At 66.4% G+C, this 17,171-nt stretch carries 20 protein-coding genes; 12 read left to right on the top strand and 8 right to left on the bottom strand.

Going from position 1 to position 17,171, the window contains the following annotated elements; all coding sequences use genetic code 11:
* Positions 1–3: 3 nt before the first annotated feature.
* The 6 genes from ACIRA7_RS02350 (at position 4) to ACIRA7_RS02325 (ending at position 3,680) form a co-directional block, all read left to right on the top strand.
* Complete coding sequence (locus ACIRA7_RS02350) at positions 4–270, top strand: hypothetical protein (protein WP_396219188.1); 267 nt, start codon at positions 4–6, stop codon at positions 268–270.
* Between the two features lie 75 nt (positions 271–345).
* A complete protein-coding gene (locus tag ACIRA7_RS02345) occupies positions 346–849 on the top strand; it encodes a hypothetical protein (protein WP_396219187.1) in 504 nt (167 codons plus the stop codon).
* On the top strand, positions 839–2,182 hold the full coding sequence (locus ACIRA7_RS02340) for an MATE family efflux transporter (RefSeq protein ID WP_396219186.1): 1,344 nt from the start codon (positions 839–841) through the stop codon (positions 2,180–2,182). The genes ACIRA7_RS02345 and ACIRA7_RS02340 overlap by 11 nt, the downstream gene beginning before the upstream one ends.
* 13 nt (positions 2,183–2,195) lie before the next feature.
* Positions 2,196–2,954, top strand: a complete 759-nt coding sequence (locus tag ACIRA7_RS02335; RefSeq protein ID WP_396219185.1) for an S-adenosyl-l-methionine hydroxide adenosyltransferase family protein — start codon at positions 2,196–2,198, stop codon at positions 2,952–2,954.
* A 30-nt stretch (positions 2,955–2,984) separates the two neighbouring features.
* A complete protein-coding gene (locus ACIRA7_RS02330) occupies positions 2,985–3,248 on the top strand; it encodes a hypothetical protein (protein ID WP_396219184.1) in 264 nt (87 codons plus the stop codon).
* Positions 3,249–3,251: 3 nt separating this feature from the next.
* Complete coding sequence (locus tag ACIRA7_RS02325; protein ID WP_396219183.1) at positions 3,252–3,680, top strand: type II toxin-antitoxin system VapC family toxin; 429 nt, start codon at positions 3,252–3,254, stop codon at positions 3,678–3,680.
* A gap of 13 nt (positions 3,681–3,693) precedes the next feature.
* On the opposite strand, the gene nhaD is transcribed toward ACIRA7_RS02325, so the two are convergent.
* The 4 genes from nhaD to ACIRA7_RS02305 form a co-directional block, all read right to left on the bottom strand.
* Entirely contained in the window at positions 3,694–5,136 is a 1,443-nt protein-coding gene (gene nhaD / locus ACIRA7_RS02320; protein WP_396219182.1) for a sodium:proton antiporter NhaD, read from the bottom strand.
* Between the two features lie 39 nt (positions 5,137–5,175).
* Positions 5,176–5,910 (bottom strand): hypothetical protein, encoded by a 735-nt coding sequence (locus ACIRA7_RS02315; RefSeq protein WP_396219181.1) that lies wholly within the window; start codon positions 5,908–5,910, stop codon positions 5,176–5,178.
* Positions 5,911–5,930: 20 nt separating this feature from the next.
* On the bottom strand, positions 5,931–6,380 hold the full coding sequence (locus ACIRA7_RS02310; RefSeq protein WP_396219180.1) for a hypothetical protein: 450 nt from the start codon (positions 6,378–6,380) through the stop codon (positions 5,931–5,933).
* Positions 6,381–6,623: 243 nt separating this feature from the next.
* The gene (locus ACIRA7_RS02305; protein WP_396219179.1) at positions 6,624–7,226 is read right to left on the bottom strand and encodes an RNA polymerase sigma factor; all 603 of its coding nucleotides are present in this window, start codon (positions 7,224–7,226) and stop codon (positions 6,624–6,626) included.
* Between the two features lie 65 nt (positions 7,227–7,291).
* Here ACIRA7_RS02305 and ubiE point away from each other — a divergent pair, with 65 nt between their 5' ends.
* The 6 genes from ubiE to ACIRA7_RS02275 all read left to right on the top strand — a co-directional run bounded on the left by ubiE (position 7,292) and on the right by ACIRA7_RS02275 (position 12,456).
* A complete protein-coding gene (gene ubiE / locus ACIRA7_RS02300; protein WP_396219178.1) occupies positions 7,292–8,062 on the top strand; it encodes a bifunctional demethylmenaquinone methyltransferase/2-methoxy-6-polyprenyl-1,4-benzoquinol methylase UbiE in 771 nt (256 codons plus the stop codon).
* 34 nt (positions 8,063–8,096) lie between these two features.
* Positions 8,097–9,587, top strand: a complete 1,491-nt coding sequence (locus ACIRA7_RS02295) for a menaquinone biosynthesis decarboxylase (RefSeq protein WP_396219177.1) — start codon at positions 8,097–8,099, stop codon at positions 9,585–9,587.
* Positions 9,584–10,537, top strand: coding sequence for a UbiA-like polyprenyltransferase (locus tag ACIRA7_RS02290; protein ID WP_396219176.1), 954 nt, complete (start codon positions 9,584–9,586; stop codon positions 10,535–10,537). Before ACIRA7_RS02295 ends, ACIRA7_RS02290 begins: the two co-directional genes overlap by 4 nt.
* On the top strand, positions 10,534–11,145 hold the full coding sequence (locus ACIRA7_RS02285) for a UbiX family flavin prenyltransferase (protein WP_396219175.1): 612 nt from the start codon (positions 10,534–10,536) through the stop codon (positions 11,143–11,145). The genes ACIRA7_RS02290 and ACIRA7_RS02285 overlap by 4 nt, the downstream gene beginning before the upstream one ends.
* A 217-nt stretch (positions 11,146–11,362) precedes the next feature.
* On the top strand, positions 11,363–11,941 hold the full coding sequence (locus tag ACIRA7_RS02280; RefSeq protein ID WP_396219174.1) for a hypothetical protein: 579 nt from the start codon (positions 11,363–11,365) through the stop codon (positions 11,939–11,941).
* Entirely contained in the window at positions 11,938–12,456 is a 519-nt protein-coding gene (locus ACIRA7_RS02275; RefSeq protein WP_396219173.1) for a metallophosphoesterase family protein, read from the top strand. The genes ACIRA7_RS02280 and ACIRA7_RS02275 overlap by 4 nt, the downstream gene beginning before the upstream one ends.
* A 96-nt stretch (positions 12,457–12,552) precedes the next feature.
* On the opposite strand, the gene ACIRA7_RS02270 is transcribed toward ACIRA7_RS02275, so the two are convergent.
* The 4 genes from ACIRA7_RS02270 to ACIRA7_RS02255 form a co-directional block, all read right to left on the bottom strand.
* The gene (locus tag ACIRA7_RS02270) at positions 12,553–13,737 is read right to left on the bottom strand and encodes a GIY-YIG nuclease family protein (protein WP_396219172.1); all 1,185 of its coding nucleotides are present in this window, start codon (positions 13,735–13,737) and stop codon (positions 12,553–12,555) included.
* A 13-nt stretch (positions 13,738–13,750) separates the two neighbouring features.
* A complete protein-coding gene (gene mutM / locus ACIRA7_RS02265; protein WP_396219171.1) occupies positions 13,751–14,608 on the bottom strand; it encodes a bifunctional DNA-formamidopyrimidine glycosylase/DNA-(apurinic or apyrimidinic site) lyase in 858 nt (285 codons plus the stop codon).
* Complete coding sequence (purD, locus tag ACIRA7_RS02260) at positions 14,601–15,881, bottom strand: phosphoribosylamine--glycine ligase (protein WP_396219170.1); 1,281 nt, start codon at positions 15,879–15,881, stop codon at positions 14,601–14,603. Before purD ends, mutM begins: the two co-directional genes overlap by 8 nt.
* A gap of 166 nt (positions 15,882–16,047) precedes the next feature.
* Positions 16,048–17,121: a M48 family metallopeptidase gene (locus ACIRA7_RS02255; RefSeq protein ID WP_396219169.1), complete on the bottom strand. Its 1,074-nt coding sequence runs from the start codon at positions 17,119–17,121 to the stop codon at positions 16,048–16,050.
* Positions 17,122–17,171 lie beyond the last annotated feature (50 nt).

Below are 17,171 nucleotides of genomic sequence, written 5' to 3'. Positions count from 1 at the left end.
TCGATGAACGACACCACCACCGCCACACAACAGGCGTACGATGCGCTGCTCGCCGGCATGACGCCGGCCGAGCGGCTGCAGCGTATGCTGTCGCTCACCTGTCTCGCACGCGATCTCGCGTGGGCGGGAGCCGAGCGCGCGGTGGGGCACTTGGGTCGGCCGAAGGTGGTGGAGCGGTTTTTTCTTCAGCTCTATGGGCCGGACGTCGTGGTGCCACCACGCGTGCTCGCTGCGGCGGCCGAAGCATCGGCGGTCCCACATGGGTTGTGACAGCCTGTGACTGCAGATCCTGCTGAGCTCTCGCTCGTCATTGAACGGATTGTGGCCGCGTTCAGGACGGCCAGCGTGCCGTACTTCATTACCGGGTCATTCGCGAGCAGCGTGCACGGCGAGTTCAGGGCGACGAACGATGTAGACTTCGTGGCGGACTTCCGTCGCGGTGATCTGCCGGGACTCCTACGCGAGCTGTCCTCCGAATTCATCGCTGATCCCGCGGTTGCGGCAGTCGCAGTCTCGAGGGGAGAGTCCTTCAACCTCATCCACGCCACGACGTATTTGAAGGTTGATGTATTTCCTGCGACCGGAGAGTTCGAGCGTCAGGCGATTCGTCGCGCGATCACCGTAACCCTGTCTGGCGCCGGTGCGGCAATCGCGGTTGCGGCCGTCGAGGACATTCTGCTGGCCAAGCTGCGATGGTTTCGGATCGGCGGCGAGGTGTCTTCGGTACAGCAACGCGACATTGACCGACTCGTCGCCCTCAACCGCGAGCAGCTCGATCTCACGCACCTCGCGCAATGGGCTGCAGTCCTCGGCGTCAGCGATTTGCTAGAGCGCGCGATTGCTGGCTGAAGACAACGCCCCACGCGGCGCGCTCGTCGGGGAGCCGTTAGCCCTCACGATTCGCCGCGTGGCGCTGCCGGCGGTCGTCGCGAACCTGCTCATGACCACGTTTCACAACGTGGACACGTACTGGATCGGACGCACGCTCGGCCCCGATGCGCTCGCCGCCGCGACGAGTTCGATCTTCTGGATCTGGCTCGTGATATCAATCGGCGAGATGGTCAGCATCGGCCTCGATGCGATCGCCGCGCGTCGACATGGCGAGCGCCGCCCGTCGGAGGCGGCGCGCACGATCAGCGAAGGCTTCGTGCTCGCATTGTTGCTCGGCGGCGCGATTGCGCTAGCCACGCCGTTCGTGTTGCATTGGCTGTTTGCCGTGATGAACACCGGCGCCGCGGTAAGTGCCATCGGCCGGCAGTACCTCGGCACCTATCTGCTCGGCATGCCGCTCATCTTCGGCTTCTTCGCCGTCGATGCCGCCTTCCGCGCGAAGGGCGACACGCGCACGCCGCTGTATATCCTGGTGGTCACCACGGTGTTCGGGCTCGTGCTCGACCCGATCCTCATTCGCGGCTTGGGGCCCGTGCCCGCGTTCGGCATTCGCGGCGCCGCGCTCGCCACGCTGGTCCCGCGCGGACTCGGCTGCATTGCCGGCGTGATCATTCTGCAGCGGCGCAGCATGCTGCGCTGGGCGAAACCGCGGTGGGATGTCATTGCGAGTATCGCGCGCGTGGGGGCGCCAGCGGCGCTCACGGGCGTCGCGTTCAGCGCGATTTACGTGCTGCTCACGCGCATCACCACGCAGTTCGGCACACCGGCCTTGGCGGCACTTGGACTTGGCTTTCGCATTGAAAGCGTGGTGTACGTGGTGTCGGTAGGCATGGGTGCGGCCGTGGCGGCGATCGTAGGGCAGAGCATGGGTGCCGACGATCCCGATCGCGCCGAACGCGCGGGTTGGACGGCGACCGGAATCGTGAGTGTGGTCGGCGCGATCATGGCGGGAGCCTCGTTCCTCTTTGCCGACAGCTTTGCGGCCATTTTCTCCACCGATCCGGCCGTGATCGCCGAGGCGGCGCACTACCTGCGCATTGCGGCTTTCTCGCAGCTGTTCCTGGGCGCCGAGGTGGTGCTGGAAAGTGCGATGGGCGGCGCCGGGTGGACGCTGTGGCCGATGATCGGCTCGAGCACGATTACGTTCCTGCGACTGCCGATCGGGGCGTGGGCGGCGGCACAATGGGGCACCAGCGGCCTGTGGTGGACGCTGGCGCTCACGGCGGCGGCGCGTGGTCTGCTGATGGCGGCGCTGTGGGGCAGTGGACGGTGGCGGCGCGTGCGGGTGTAGCGCACGTTACGACATGATCGCTCCCGCCATCACGCTGCTCACCGACTTCGGCACTGCCGACGGCTACGTCGCCGAAATGAAGGGCGTCCTCACCACGCTGGCGCCCGGCGTTCCGCTGCTCGATCTCACGCACGATGTACCGGCGCAGGATGTGGCGTTCGCGCGCCTCACGGTCGCGCGCTACTGGCGTCGCTTTCCGGTGGGCACGGTACACCTCGTGGTCGTCGATCCCGGCGTCGGCACGTCGCGCGAGGCGATCGCCGTGTGCAGCGAAGGACGCTATCTCGTGGGGCCCGACAACGGCGTGTTGTCGCCGGCGCTGTTCGCGCTCGACGCGCGCGTGGTCTCGCTCGCGGTCGATGTGCAGGCGTCGCCCACCTTCCACGGGCGTGATGTGTTCGCGCCGGCCGCGGCGCAGCTTGCCCGCGGGATCTCGATTGATGTGATCGGCGAGCCGTTCGCGCAGCCCGTGCGACTGCGTACGCCGCAGCCACGACGCGCCACCGATGGCGCCTTGCACGGCGAGATCCTCACCATCGATCGCTTCGGCAACGCGATCACCAATCTCGCCGCCCGCGACGGAGTGGCGGTGCAGGTGGGCGGCCACCAGGTGCGCGTGGTGCGCACGTACGGTGAGGCGGCGCCCGGTGAACTGGTGGCGCTGGTGGGGTCCAGCGGCTTTGTGGAGATCGCCGTGCGCGACGGGCATGCGGCGGCCCGACTGAGGCTGTCGCGCGGTCAGGCGGTGGAGCTCGCACCGGTGATGCGTTGACATCATATAAATGATGCGTTAGCATCATGCATGCGCACGACTATCGATCTCGACGACGCGCTCCTCCAGCGTCTCCGTGACACCGCCCACCGCGAAGGCGTGCCGTTCAAGGCGCTGCTGCATCGCGTGATTCTGCGGGGGCTCGAAATGCCACCAGAGGCACAGGTGCCGTATCGCACTCCGTCGTATTCGATGGGGCAGGTGCGCGAAGGCATCGATCTGGTGAAAGCGCGATGGATCGCAGACGACCTCGAGGACGAGGAGATCATCCGCAAGATGGCCGAAGGCCGTTAGCGCGTGATCATCCCCGACGTCAATCTGCTGGTGTACGCCGTGCATGCCGAGAGCGAACAGCACCCCGCCGCACGGGCGTGGCTGGATGCCCTGCTCACGGGTGATGAGCCGGTGGGCTTCTCGTGGACCGTGCTCACGGGGTTCATTCGCGTGAGTACGAATCCGCGTGTGGTCTCGTCGCCTGCTCGGCTCGATCGTGCCACGGAATTGGTGGACCTGTGGCTTCAGCAGCGCATCGTGAGCGTGGTCGAGCCCGGACCCGGGCATTGGCCGATTCTGCGCGCCTTGCTGCGCGAAGCCGGCCGCGGTGGCAACCTCACCACCGACGCCCATCTCGCCGCGCTCTGCATCGAGCGCGGTGCCACGTTGCACAGCGCCGACGGCGACTTCGCCCGCTTCCGCGGACTGCGCTACGAGAACCCGCTGCGCTGAGCCTTCGGCCGTCCTACCGCACCGCCACGCCGGTGAACAGCGCGCCGTTCACCAGAAAGTGCACCCAGATGCTGGCCACGTAGCCCAGGGCAATTGCCCAGCTCCACTTCAGGTGCGCCATGAACGTGTACGTGCCGCGCGCTTGGCCCATCAGCGCGACACCGGCGGCGCTGCCGATGGAGAGCAGAGACCCGCCCACACCGGCGGTGAGCGTGACCAACAACCATTGCCCGGTGTCCATCGGCGGTTGCATCGACAACACCGCGAACATCACCGGGATGTTGTCGATGAGCGCCGACAAGACGCCGATGGCGATGTTCGCCTTGGTGGCACCAAAGCCGCCGTACGCCACCTGCGACAGCGCCTCGAGATAGCCGATGGCTCCGAGACCGCCCACGCAGAGGATCACGCCGTAGAAGAACATCAGCGTGTCCCATTCCGCCTTCTCGAGTCGCTTGAACACATCGAACGGTTCGCGTTCGGCCCCCGCGTGCGAGACCACCTCGAAGGGATTGTCCGAATCCACGCTGTGCCGCTCCGCTCGCACGGCGATCTCGCGAATCGCCGTGCGCTGCAATGTCCAGCCGTACAGCTTGAGGGCGCCGAGGCCGGTCATCATACCGAGCACCGGCGGTAGGTGCAGGAACTGATGCACGCTCACGGTGGCGGCGATGGTCAGCAGGAACAACCCGACGATCACGAACGCCCCCGGTTGCAGTCGCATCTGATCGGTAATCGGCGCCGGTCGTCCTTCCCCCACCGCGGTGCTCATGATGGCCGCGGGAACCAGCCAGTTCACCAGCGACGGGAGAAAGAGCGCGAAGAACCCGGTGAAGGGGATGAGCCCCTTCTGCCACACCATCAGCGTCGTGATATCGCCGAATGGCGAGAACGCGCCGCCGGCATTGGCCGCCACCACGATGCTGATGAGCGATACGATCACGAAGCGCGGATTGCCGACACCGACACTGAGCACGACGGCGCCCATCAGCAGGGCCGTCGTGAGGTTGTCGGCGATCGGCGAGATGCAGAACGCCAGCGCCCCCGTAATCCAGAACAGGCTGCGCAAGCTGAAGCCGCGCGATACCAACCATCCACGGAGCGCGTCGAACACGCCGCGCTCCTCCATCGAGTTGATGTACGTCATCGCCGCCAGCAAGAACAAAAAGAGCTCGGCGTACTCGAGCAGGTTGTGCCGAACCATCTGTTCGGCGAACTGCGTGAGCGCGAGCTTCGCGGCCGGGTCGGTCGCAGCGTCGGCGGCCTGCGCGTAGCGCCAGCCGATGAGCGCCCAGATGACGCCCGCCGCGATCAGCACCGGCTTGGATTTGCGAAGATGCAGGTACTCTTCGCCGATCACCACGGCGTAGGCCAGCAGGAACACCACCAGCGCGGCAATGCCGACGCCCGATGTCGTCAGATCGAGACGCGCGGCCGCTTCGGAGAGTTCAACCATCATGAAGCATAGCCACGGGAACGCGCACCGCCGCGCCGATTACAACTCGGCGCCGTTCCCCGTACCGTTGTCGGTGCTCACCGGCCGCCGCGCGGCCACGACGCCCTGCACGGGCGTGGGCGTTTGCCAGCCCGGGGCGGCGACTTCGGTGGTCGTGGTGGTCGAGGCCGCGCCCCAGCGCGAGCTGAAGCCCGTCATGCCGAAGCGCGAGCCGCCGAAGCGCATGGACAGCTGCGCCACGCCCATGCGCGACTTCACCACGGCGCCCAGTCCCACGGTGGCTACGGCCCAGGTGAAGGCCACGGCAATGAGTCGGGCGATGGCACCGGCCACCGGCACCTTGGCGGCGATAGCCGCGCCGAACCAGATCAGGCTGAGCGTGAGGAGCCCGACCGTGAGTCCGCGCACCGCCGCGCTGCGATCGCTGCTGCCGGCACCGCGTCCCGCCAGCGCCCGTCCGATCACCAGCGCCACAGCCAGAATGCCAAGCGTAAAGGCACCGGCGTAGGCCAGGGCCCAGGCCAGGGCCGCGATCGGGATCATCAGGATGCCGATGATGGTGATCGCGCAGGCCACGAGCAGCACAACCAGCAGGGGCACGGCCAGCAATTGCCAGAGCAGTCCCACCCAGAAGCTGCCGGAGATGTCGCGGGCAGCGGTCTTGGCGACCGCCGTGAGCGCCTCTTCGGCGGTCATGAGCACCACGAGGCCGATGATCAGGCCGATGCCGAACACGCCGGCGACCGCGAGCAGATTGGTGGTCGCCGTCAGCATGTTATGACCATGTCACAACCTTATCGGGCCCGACGCGAGGCGGTGGCGAGGGCCCGAAGCCCAACGACCCCCATCCCCACGATCGCCACGAATCCACCCACGGCAAGAGCGGCCATTTCCGGCGATCCGCTCTGCATGGCGGCCATGCCCGGCTGCCCCAGCACGGTCGACGCCACGTCGTTCGAGGCGGCCACGATCTGGTCGCGAACCCCTTCGGCCCCGAGCTGCGTGAGAATGAACGCCATGTCGGCACGGGCCACGACCCACGTGGCGCCGGCGGTGGCCAGCCCCGCCGTGAGCGCCGCGCCGAAACCGGCGGCGATTCGCGCCGGGCGCGTGGCGGGGACGAACTCCTGCACGGTGCGCGTGGCGGCGGCATGCCACGGCTCGAACACCTGCACCTGAGACATCACCCGATCGGAAAAATTCGCGGACGGGGCGAAGTCGGGGAGCGCATCGAGGGCCACCATGAGCTCCCGGGCACGCTCCAGTTCCTGACGGCACGAAATGCACGATTTGACGTGCGCTCTCAAAGGAGCGACGCCAAACCCTTCCTCCCCGTCCAGCAGGAGCTCGATTTCGTCGGATCTCAGGTGTCTGTCATGCATTGGTGGCCTCCACGGGGCATTACGCGCCTGCCCAAAGGCAGGTTTCACAGGGTTTCCGTCGGTTTCTCGACGAGTGCTTCGGTAATCGGTCCGTCACCGGTTCCATCAGTCGCGTAGCCCCTCGAGCGCCTTCCGGAGCTCGTGGCGGGCCCGATGGATGTAGGTCTTCACCGTGCCCAGGGGCAGGTCGAGCGTGGCCGCGATTTCCTCGTAGGCGCGCCCTTCCACATGACGCAGCATGATGCAGGCCCGATACTCGGGGCGCAGCCTGGCGATGGCCTGCTCAATGGCCGAGCCCAGCTCCTTGGCCTCAAGTTCGTCGAGGGCGCTCTCCTGCTCGGACTCGAGGTTGAGGGTCGTGGCCTCGACCTCGCTGGCCGTGGAGGCGTGCGGGGAACCGTCGATACTGATCGTATCCAGGCGCCGCTTCCGGAGATGATCGATGGCGACGTTGTTGGCGATCTTGAACAGCCAGCTCGAAAACTTGAACTCGGGGCTGTACTTGTCGATGTGGTTCAGGACCTTGACGAAGGCGTCCTGCGCCAAGTCCTCCGCCGTCTCCCGGTCTCGGACCATCCGGAAGACGAGCGAAAACACCGGCCGTTCGTAGCGGCGCACCAGCTCGCGGAACGCGAGCTCACGGCCCTGCTGCGCCAGGCGAACGACATCGGCATCGGGGAGCGTCCCCAGCTCGTCGAGAGTCTGCATCGGTTGGCATAACCTAGCACGGGCATGCGCTTGCTCGCACTCCCCCGCCTGTCGATGTTTCGCCCATGCCAGTCGTCCCGCCTCCGAACGAGGCCCCCGAACGCGCGCAGTCCACCGGTCGCGCCGAACAGGCCGCCCGTGGGGACGGGAAGCGCGAGTACGTGCAGCAGATGTTCTCCGACATCGCGCCGCGCTATGACCTGCTCAATCACGTCCTGTCGATGAACATCGACAAAGCGTGGCGGCGAAAAGCCCTGCGCGCCCTGCGGTGGACCCAGTGGCCGGCCGGGAGCTACCTCGATCTCTGTGCCGGTACGCTCGATGTGGGTGCCGCCCTGGTGAAGCAGCCGGGGTTCACCGGCTTCGTGGCCGGTGCCGATTTCGCCGTGCCGATGCTCCGGTGCGGCAACGGGAAGGCGTCGCGGGAGGTGCTCGCTCCGGTGGGTGCCGATGCGCTGGCCCTGCCGTTTGCCACGGCGTCATTCGACGGCGCGATCGTGGCCTTCGGTATCCGCAATGTGGCCGATCTCGACGCCGGACTGCGCGAAGTGCATCGCGTGCTCAAGCCCGGCGCCCGCTTCGTGATCCTCGAGTTCTCCACGCCGCCATTGGCGATCGTGCGCACGTTCTATCATCTCTACTTTCATCACGTGCTCCCGCTCGTGGGGCGCCTCGTGAGCGGCCACGGCAGCGCGTACACGTATCTGCCCATGTCCGTCTCGCATTTTCCTACCGAAGAGACGCTCGCCGGCCACATGCGCCGCGCCGGTTTCACCACGGTCACGTGGGAACGCCTCACCTTCGGCATCGCCGCGATCCATGTGGGGACCGCGTGAGGAACAACGTGACGCTCTGCTTGGTTGACTGCTGATGTCTCTCGATACGCTTTCCGACTTCATCGCGGCCATCGATCGCGCCGGCGAACTGCATCGCATCACCGAGCCGGTGAAGGTGCATCTCGAGATCACCGAGATCGCTGACCGCGTCTCCAAGATGCCCGGCGGCGGCAAGGCGCTGCTGTTCGAGCATCCGATTCTCCGCGACGGGACCCGCTCGCAGTTTCCCGTCGCCATCAACCTGTTCGGCTCGATGCGCCGCATGGCCATGGCGCTTGGTGTCGACGATCTCGATGCCATCGGCGACCGCATCACGGCGCTCATGGACCTCAAGGTCCCCGATGGCTTCCTCGGCAAGCTGTCGTTGCTGCCGCGCTTGCTCGAAGTGTCCAAGTTCCCGCCGCGCACCAAGAGCGGCACGCCGTCGTGTCAGGACATCGTGTGGCAGGGCGACGAGATCGACCTCGACAAGATCCCCGTGCTGCACTGCTGGCCCGAAGACGGCGGTCCGTTCGTGACCATGACAGCAGTAATCAGCAAGGATCCGGTGCGCGGCATCCGCAATGTGGGCATGTACCGCGTGCAGCAGCTCGACAAGAAGTCGGTGGCGATGCACTGGCAGCGGCACAAGACCGGCGCCGAGCACATGCGGCAGATGGCCGAGCGGGGCGAGAAGATGCCGGTGTGCATCGTCGTTGGGGCTGACCCGGCCAGCATGTTCTCGGCGAGTGCGCCGCTACCGCCCAACATCGATGAATTCCTGTTCGCCGGCTTCCTGCGTCGCGATCCCGTCAAGCTCACGAAGGCGGTGTCGTGCGATCTTGAAGTGCCGGCGGACGCCGAGTTCGTGATCGAAGGCTACATCGATCCGGCCGAGGCGCTGGTGGTCGAGGGGCCGTTCGGCGATCACACCGGTTTCTACTCCGAAGCCGATCTGTACCCGAAGGTGCACGTCACCGCCGTCACGATGCGGAAGCACGCGGTGTACTCCACCACCATCGTGGGCCGTCCGCCCATGGAAGACTTCTACCTCGGGCACGCCACCGAGCGCATCTTCCTGCCGCTGCTCAAGCTTACCACGCCGGAGGTGGTGGACTACCACATGCCGGCCGAGGGTGGCTTTCACAACCTCGTGTTCGTGAGCATCGACAAGAAGTATCCGGGGCACGCCGACAAGGTGATGCACGCCTTGTGGGGGCAGGGGTTGATGTCGCTGGCGAAAGTGCTGGTGGTCGTGGATAAGGAAGTGAACGTGCGCAATCCCGTGGAAGCGTGGTGGGTGGCGCTCAACAACATGGATCCGCAGCGTGACGTGCGCTTTACCATGGGGCCGGTGGACGTGCTCGATCACGCCAGCCGCGCCTTCACGTACGGCAGCAAGATGGGCATCGACGCCACGCGGAAGTGGCCGGAGGAGGGCTTCACGCGCGCGTGGCCCAAGGTGATCACCATGGACGACGCCACTCGGCGTGCGGTCGATGCGAAGTGGTCGAAGCTGGGATTACCGCCCATGGGTAAGCCATGAGCAGCGTCGTGCCGCCGAAGGGTGCCCGCGACGGCCAGCTGATCACCGGCGAGTCGCTGCTGGTGCGCCTGGCAAACTTCGTGAAGTTGCCGCACACCGTGTTCGCGATGCCGTTCGCGCTGGTGGGGGTGCTGTGCGCGAGCGTGGTGGCACCGGTCACGGTGGCGATGGTGGGCTGGGTGTTGCTGGCGTTCACGGCGGCGCGTTTCGCCGGCATGGGGTTCAATCGTATCGTCGATCGCGATGTCGATGCGATCAATCCGCGCACGGCCAAGCGCGAGCTTCCGGCGGGTACGCTCTCGTTGGCGCAGGCCAAAGGATCGGTCGCCGTGGCCAGTGTGTTGTTCGTGGTCGCGGCGTGGCAGTTGAATCCGCTCTGTCTCGTGCTGTCACCAGTCGCGCTGCTCTGGGTGCTGGGGTACAGCTACACCAAGCGCTTCACGCGCTATTCGCACCTGTGGCTTGGCCTTGGACTCGCCATCGCGCCGGTGGGTGGCTTTCTGGCGGTGACCGGTGCGTGGAGCGATCCGTGGTGGTTTCTGTGCGTGCTCGCACTGGCCATTGTGTGCTGGAGTGGCGGCTTCGACATGCTCTATGCATTGCAGGACGCCGAGTTCGATCGTGCCAACGGATTGCACAGCATGCCGTCGGCCATCGGCGTGCCGAAGGCCATTCTCTTTTCGCGCACGCTGCATGTGATCGCCGTGGGCTGTCTGGCGGTCGTGGTGTCCACGCAGCCGCTGGGCACTGGCGTGGCCATCGTGCAGGCGGTGTTATGGAGCGGCGTGGCCTTCGTGGCGGCGATGCTGGTGTGGGAGCATCGTATGGTGAAAGCCGATGATCTCACGAAGCTCGATGCTGCCTTCTTCACGATGAACGGCATCATTTCGCTGGGCTTTCTCACGGTGTTCGCGGTCGCTCGCTTTCTCGCCTCCGGATCCGTCGCATGACGCAGGTGGCGGTTCGACATCCGGTCGTGCTGGCGATCACCGGCGCCTCGGGGGCGCCGTACGCGGTGCGGTTGCTGCAACAGCTGGTGCTGTTGCAGGTGCCCACGTGGCTGATCGTGTCGAGTCACGGATTCCGCCTGCTGGCCACCGAAAGCGAGATCCCCGATCTCCACACGCTGCGGATGAACGTGGGGGCGGAGCTGTTCGACGCCTGCGTGACGGTGTTCGATGACAACGACCGCGGGGCCGCGCCGGCATCGGGGTCGGCGAGGTCGAGCGGTATGGTGGTGTGCCCGTGCAGCATGGGTACCGTCAGTGCGATTGCTCACGGCACCTCACGCTCGCTGGTGGAGCGCGCGGCCGATGTGGCCCTGAAGGAGCGACGCACGCTCATTCTGGTTCCTCGGGAAACCCCACTGTCGCTCATTCACCTCGAGAATCTCACCCAGGTCACGCGGGCCGGTGCCACGGTGATACCGGCGGCGCCGGGGTTTTACCACAAGCCTGCCAGTATCGATGATCTGGTGGATTTCGTCGTCGCGCGCATTCTCGATCATCTCGACGTCGAGCACACGTTGGGCAAGCGCTGGGGCGGCGAGGTCGCGTAGTCGCGTGGACTTCGCCCGGACGTCGCACGCGCCCGCGCCACTCGTTCCCTTTGTCGCGGCGGGTCGTCGGAAGACGGATAATGCGAGTGCGTAGGGAGTCCACGCCCAGGAGCTGAATGCCGCCGATCAGGATCGAGCCGATCACGCTCACGTCCGACAAGTACCGCCACGAGTTCAAGCGGAAGGTCACGAACGTGGTGCTGATGTTTGCGCTCTGGTGCCCGTTCGGGTTCGGGATCGCCTCGATCATGGCTACCGGGGGACGACGCGGTTTGGGGTTGCCCTGGGGCTCGCCGTGCTGCTCGCCGCCGTGGCGATCCTCGCCATCCTGTTCGCGCAACGGGCAGGATCCGGCGTCGTGCTGACGTTTCTCGGTGCGAACAACAGATCGGGGGCGCCCCGTGTGATCACGAGCCATGCGGAGTCGCTGGCGGCGCGCGGGCGCTACGACGAGGCGACGGCGGAGTTCGCGGCGCTTCGAGCCGCGTTCCCGCACGATATCCCGTTGCGACGCACGGAGGCGGAGTTTCAGGCGGGCGTTGGGGGGAATCCGCAGATCGCCGCGCAGGTGCTCAACGAGCTGCGCCGGGTGCCGAATCTCCCAGGACCCGTCGAGCGGTATGCCACACATCGGCTGCTGGACCTGTATCTTGGAGTGCTGGCAGATCCCGGCCGCGCCATGGTGGAACTGCGGCGCATGGCCGATCGCTTTCCCGATACGCCCGACGGGCAGGGCGCGCTCGCCGAACTCCGGCGCCGGCGCGAGCACCTCGCACAGGACCATACGCAGACATGAAGGACGCCACGATCATCGGTCTGATCTCCGACACGCACGGACTCGTGCGCCCCGAAGTATTCGCGGCGCTCGACGGTGTGTCGCGCATCTTTCACGCGGGTGACGTGGGGCCGCCGGCGGTGCTGATCGAGCTGGCCACCATTGCGCCGATTCAGGCGGTTTGGGGCAACACCGATGCCCCCGGGCGGCCAGACTTGGTGGAGCGTATCGAAGAAACGATCGACGGCGTGCGTATCGTGGTCACGCACGGCCACGAAATCGGCAGCGTGAATCCACCGCGGTTGGTGAGCGCCTACATGAACGCCGATGTCATCGTGTATGGGCACACGCACGTGCAGCTCGTCACCAAGGCCGCGAAGCGCATCGTGGTAAACCCGGGTGCGGCGGGCCCGCGCCGGTTCAAGCTGCAGCCCAGTGTGGCAAAGCTCTACATCCTGAACGGCAAGGCGGATGTGGAGTTGATTCCGCTGGGGATTCCGGAGGACGTCGTAGTGGAAGAGGACGGATTGGAGTAGGCGGACGGACTCACGTGGGTTTCGAGTCTCGAGTTCGGGTTTCGGGTCGTGAGTGAGCCCACCCACCACGCGAAACTCGAACCCGCCACTCCAAGCTCACGTGAGTAGTTCGGCGTAACGCCGATCTCGCACCAGTGCTTCAAGTGCCCCCACCACGGTGTCGCCCTTGAGCGCCGCATCGTTCGGCCTCGTACGGAACCACGACTCGATCATCAGCAACTCGTCGAGCTGGTCGACCAGCGCACCAGTGGGCACCTGCGTACCGCGCTGCTCCATCGCCTGCAACGCCGTCACGGATTCCGGTTCGCTGCAGCGGGCCTCGGCCACCACGCGACCGTGTCGTACGAGATACAACCGGTCATCGCCGTCGCGCCCGGGCATGGCGTACACGAAGCTGGGCTTGGTGATCGCCTCGCGCACGCGCGCCAGCTGCCCGTCGAGTTCCTGCAACGCCGTGAGCCGATCGCGCAGCCAGCCGGCGCGCTCGTAACTCAGTGCGGCGCTGGCGGCCGACATCTCGCGCACGAGGTGCTGATGAGGCGAGTCATCGCGTCCCTCGAGTACGGCCCGCGCCCGCGCGAGCTGCGCGCGATAGACGTACTCGGTGGTAGCACCGACGCACGGCCCCAGACAGCGGCGCGTCTCGTAGCGATGGCAGCCCGGTGTACGCTCGAGTGACGGATGCACCATGTCGTCGAACAGATCGACGGCATCATGCAGGACCATGGGCACCCGGTCGGTGCAGTCACGAAGCCCCAGCGCATCGTTGAGCACACGGAGCGCCTCGACGAGTGGACGACGCGACGCGAAGGGGCCGATGACCTGCGCCGCCTGTTTGGCGCGCGCGGCAGCACTCGCCCGCTGAATGCGAAGCCGTGGGGCGGGGCCACCGGCCACGGTGATCACCCACCACTTATCGAGCGGACGCGCCGCCTTGATGTTGTACTTCGGAAGATGGGCGCGAATGAGACGCACTTCGCGCAGCAGGGCCGCGAACTCGCTGGGCATCGGCTCCCACTCGATGCGCGCGGTTTCGCGCAGCAGCCGCGCATGACGGTGCTCGGGCCAGGGCAGGCGGAAGTACGACAGCAGCCGTGTGCGTACCTGCGTGCTCTTGCCCACATACAACACGTCGCCGTGCACGCCACGCATGAGATACACACCAGGCACGTTACGCGTCTGCTCGCGCACGTGGTCGCGCAGTCGCTGCACATCGGCATCCGGTGAACCGACCGAGAGGTCGAGCTGGGTGGCCAGCTTGGCGCGCGATTGTCCACGCACCGTACCGCGCAGCTTACCGCTGGCAGTGCGCGCAGAAGACCGTGCTGCGCCCGTCGATCGCGTGCGTCCCGACCAAACGGTAGCCGCAGGCACGGCAGGGTTGACCTGCACGGCCGTAGGCTGCCAACTGCTCGACGAAAGATCCCCGTTCACCGCGGGCATCCCGGTAGTCGCGGAAGCTCGTCCCGCGGGCCGCAATGGAGGCGGTCAACACGGCGCAGAGCTGCGCCCGCAGCGCCCCGCTTTCCTGCGCGGAGAGAGTGCGCGCTTCGCGCGACGGATCGATCCTGGACAGCCACAGAGCCTCGTTCGCGTAGATGTTGCCGACGCCGGCGAGTCGCCTCTGGTCCATCAGGAACACCTTGATGGCCTGTCTCGACTCCCGAACAAGTCCCGAAAACTCGGCGTCGCCGAGTCGCGGGTCAAGAGGTTCGGGACCTAATGCGTTCGAATACGTGGTGAACCGTGCGGGGGACATGAGGGCGACCGTGCCCAGTCGGCGGACGTCGCGGTAGTGCAGGGCGCGCCCGTCGTTCAGCCGCAGCGTGACGGCCACGTAGGCCCGGTCAGCTTCAGTGAGCGTGCCGTCGTCCACGACCAAGCCGCCAGTGAAGCGTGGTTGCACGACCACCCGCCAAAGTGGCTCGGCGGCCTCCGGGACGGCCGTGCAAGGCCGTGTATCCAGCACGATCAGCTTGGCGCGGCGCCAGACGTGCGCGAGGGAGAGCCCGGTGAGCGCCGCGGCGAAGCCGTCGGCATCGGCTTCGCGTAGCACGTCGGCCTTGAGTACGTCCACACCGACGATGGTGGTCCCGCACACCATCGCGTCGAGATCCCGCGCGATGGTTTCCGTTTCGGGAAGTTCAGGCAAGGCGCGCCGCTTCCCGCCAGCCGATGTCGCGACGGTAGATCGCCCCCTCGAATTCGATGCGCGACGCCGCCGTACAGCTCGCCGCTTGCGCCTGGGCGAACGTATCCGCCATCGCCGTGACCGCGAACACACGACCGCCACTGGTGCGCAGCGATCCGTCGGCGGTGAGCGACGTACCCGCGTGATACACCCGCAGGTCGTCGCTGAACGACGGCAACGAGATGTGCTGGCCCGTGATCGGCGCATCGGGATAGCCCGGCGAGGCCACCACCGTGGTCACCGACGCACCCTCACGCCACGTGAACGGCGACAGGCTGCCGATGCGACCACCGTGGGCCACGGTCATCATGGGATCGAGCAGGCTGCTGGTCAGCATCGGGAGAATTGCCTGTGTCTCGGGGTCGCCGAACCGGCAGTTGAACTCCACGACCTTGGGGCCTTCTTCCGTGAGCATCAGCCCCGCGTACAGCAGCCCCGTAAACGGCGTGCCGCGCTTACGCAGCGCGTGCAACGTGGGCAGAAAAATGCGCTCGGTGACGTCGTCCACGAGTGCCGGCGTGGAAAACGACACCGGCGCGTATGCACCCATACCGCCGGTGTTCGGGCCTTCGTCACCATCGAGCAGTCGCTTGTGATCCTGGGCGCCGATCATCGGCATCACGTTGTAGCCGTCGGTGACCGCGAACAGCGAGAGCTCCTCGCCGGTCATGAACGATTCCACCAGGCACTCGCTGCCGGCGTCGCCGAAGGCTTTGTCCTCGAGCACGCGCTCGATCGCGGCGTCGGCTTCCTTGAGCGTGTGGCAGATGATCACGCCCTTTCCGGCGGCCAGACCGCTGGCCTTGATCACAACCGGCACCCCGAAGCGCGTACGAACGGCCTCCTTCGCATCGGCCGACTTCTTGTGCGTTTCCGCGCGGGCGGTGGGAATGCCGGCGGCCATCATCAGCGCCTTCGTGTCGGCCTTCGACGTTTCCACCTTGGCCGCACCCATCGTGGGCCCGAAGACGGGAATGCCGATGTGCTGCAGATGATCCACCAGCCCGATCGCCAGCGGCGCCTCGGGCCCCACGACCACCAGCTTCACCTGTTCACGCTCGGCCATTTCCGCGACCTCGATCGGGTCCGAGGCGTTGACCGAGACCACCCGCGCCAATTGGGCAATGCCAGGGTTTCCCGGGCCGGCCACGATATCGACGGTGGTGTTTTCGCGCGCGAGTGCGTCAGCGAGTGCGTGTTCGCGGCCGCCAGAGCCGAGGAGCAGGATCTTCATGGCGGGAAATCTAGTCCAAAACGAGAGGCATGCGTGCGTTCCCTACCGCCACTGAAACGATCACGCAGAGAGGCAGAGGGCGCAGGGGACGCAGAGAGAAATGCTGTTCTCTGCGTCCCCTGCGCCCTCTGCCTCTCTGCGTGATCAGTTCAACCAAGCGGTCAAATCACACCCCGACCGGCGGCTCTGGAGCCGGAGGTGGCGAAGGAGAAGCCGGTGGTGGTGGCGGCGGCATGTCATCCCCCATGCTGGCCGCACTCGCCGCTGTCTTGAAGGCATCGCGGAATGCGTCGGCCGCGCGATTGATCACGTCACCGACCGTCTCGGCGGCAGCCTTGGCTTTGTCGGCATAGTAATCCTTCGCGTCGCGCAGATCGTCGCGCAGCGGGCGCTCGGCTTCGCTGCCGCGACGGATGTAGTCGCCGCCCAGGATGGCGCCGTACGCGCCCGACTGCTGCCAACGATGCAACTCGCCTGCCCGCACCGTGTGGAACGGGTGTTCGCGCAGCGCCGTGTTGAGCGCCTTGAGCACGTGGTCCCACGCCGACCCGCCGAGTTCGTATTCGGCGGCCTGTGCGAGGTACGCATCGAGGTTGATGGTGTCACCGTAGGCCCGACCGCCCGCGAGCTTGAGGAACGTCATCAGGCTGGCGCGCGGGTCCTGCGTGCCGAGCATGCCGGCGCGATCGGCCGAGAGCTCGGACTTGCGGTACCACTCGAGTAACGCGAGCTGGAACGGGAGCAGCGCGATCGACGCCAGGAGCGGCAAGGCGCTCATGCCGAAGAACAGTACGATCAGGGCGATGGTGCGATACGTGGTGCGCCCGGTCATGATGTGCCCGAGCTGCTGCGCCAGCATGAAGCGCTGCTCCTCGGGATCGAGGAGTTCGAGAACGCCCGAGTTGATCACGATGAACGGTTGATCGAAGCCGACGGCGCCGGCGTTGGCGATCGGGTTCTGCGCTACGTAAAGCTGCGGGATCGGGTGTCCCGCATGGGGCCAGTCGAGCGCCTGCAGGACGTCGAGGTACAGCGCGTGCAGCATGGGGCGCTGCGTGGGGCCTACCAGCACGGCGTCGCCGAGGAAGAGATTGCGGACGCCGCGTTCGCCGAAGGCAGCGGCGATCTTGCGCACCACCTCGTCGAATCCGGGAAGGGCGCGGAGTGTCTGCAGGGCGGCGCGGTCGGCCGGGTGCTCCCAGGAAACCGACGAAATCTGCGTGAGCGGTGTGGCGGGCATAATCAGGGGCTGGAGACACCCTCCCTACGGCGGGAGGGCGCTCAAGTTCC

This window comes from Gemmatimonas sp. (assembly GCF_044376735.1).
Taxonomy (GTDB): Bacteria; Gemmatimonadota; Gemmatimonadetes; order Gemmatimonadales; family Gemmatimonadaceae; genus Gemmatimonas.
This window is presented reverse-complemented; position numbering and strand designations above follow the sequence as displayed.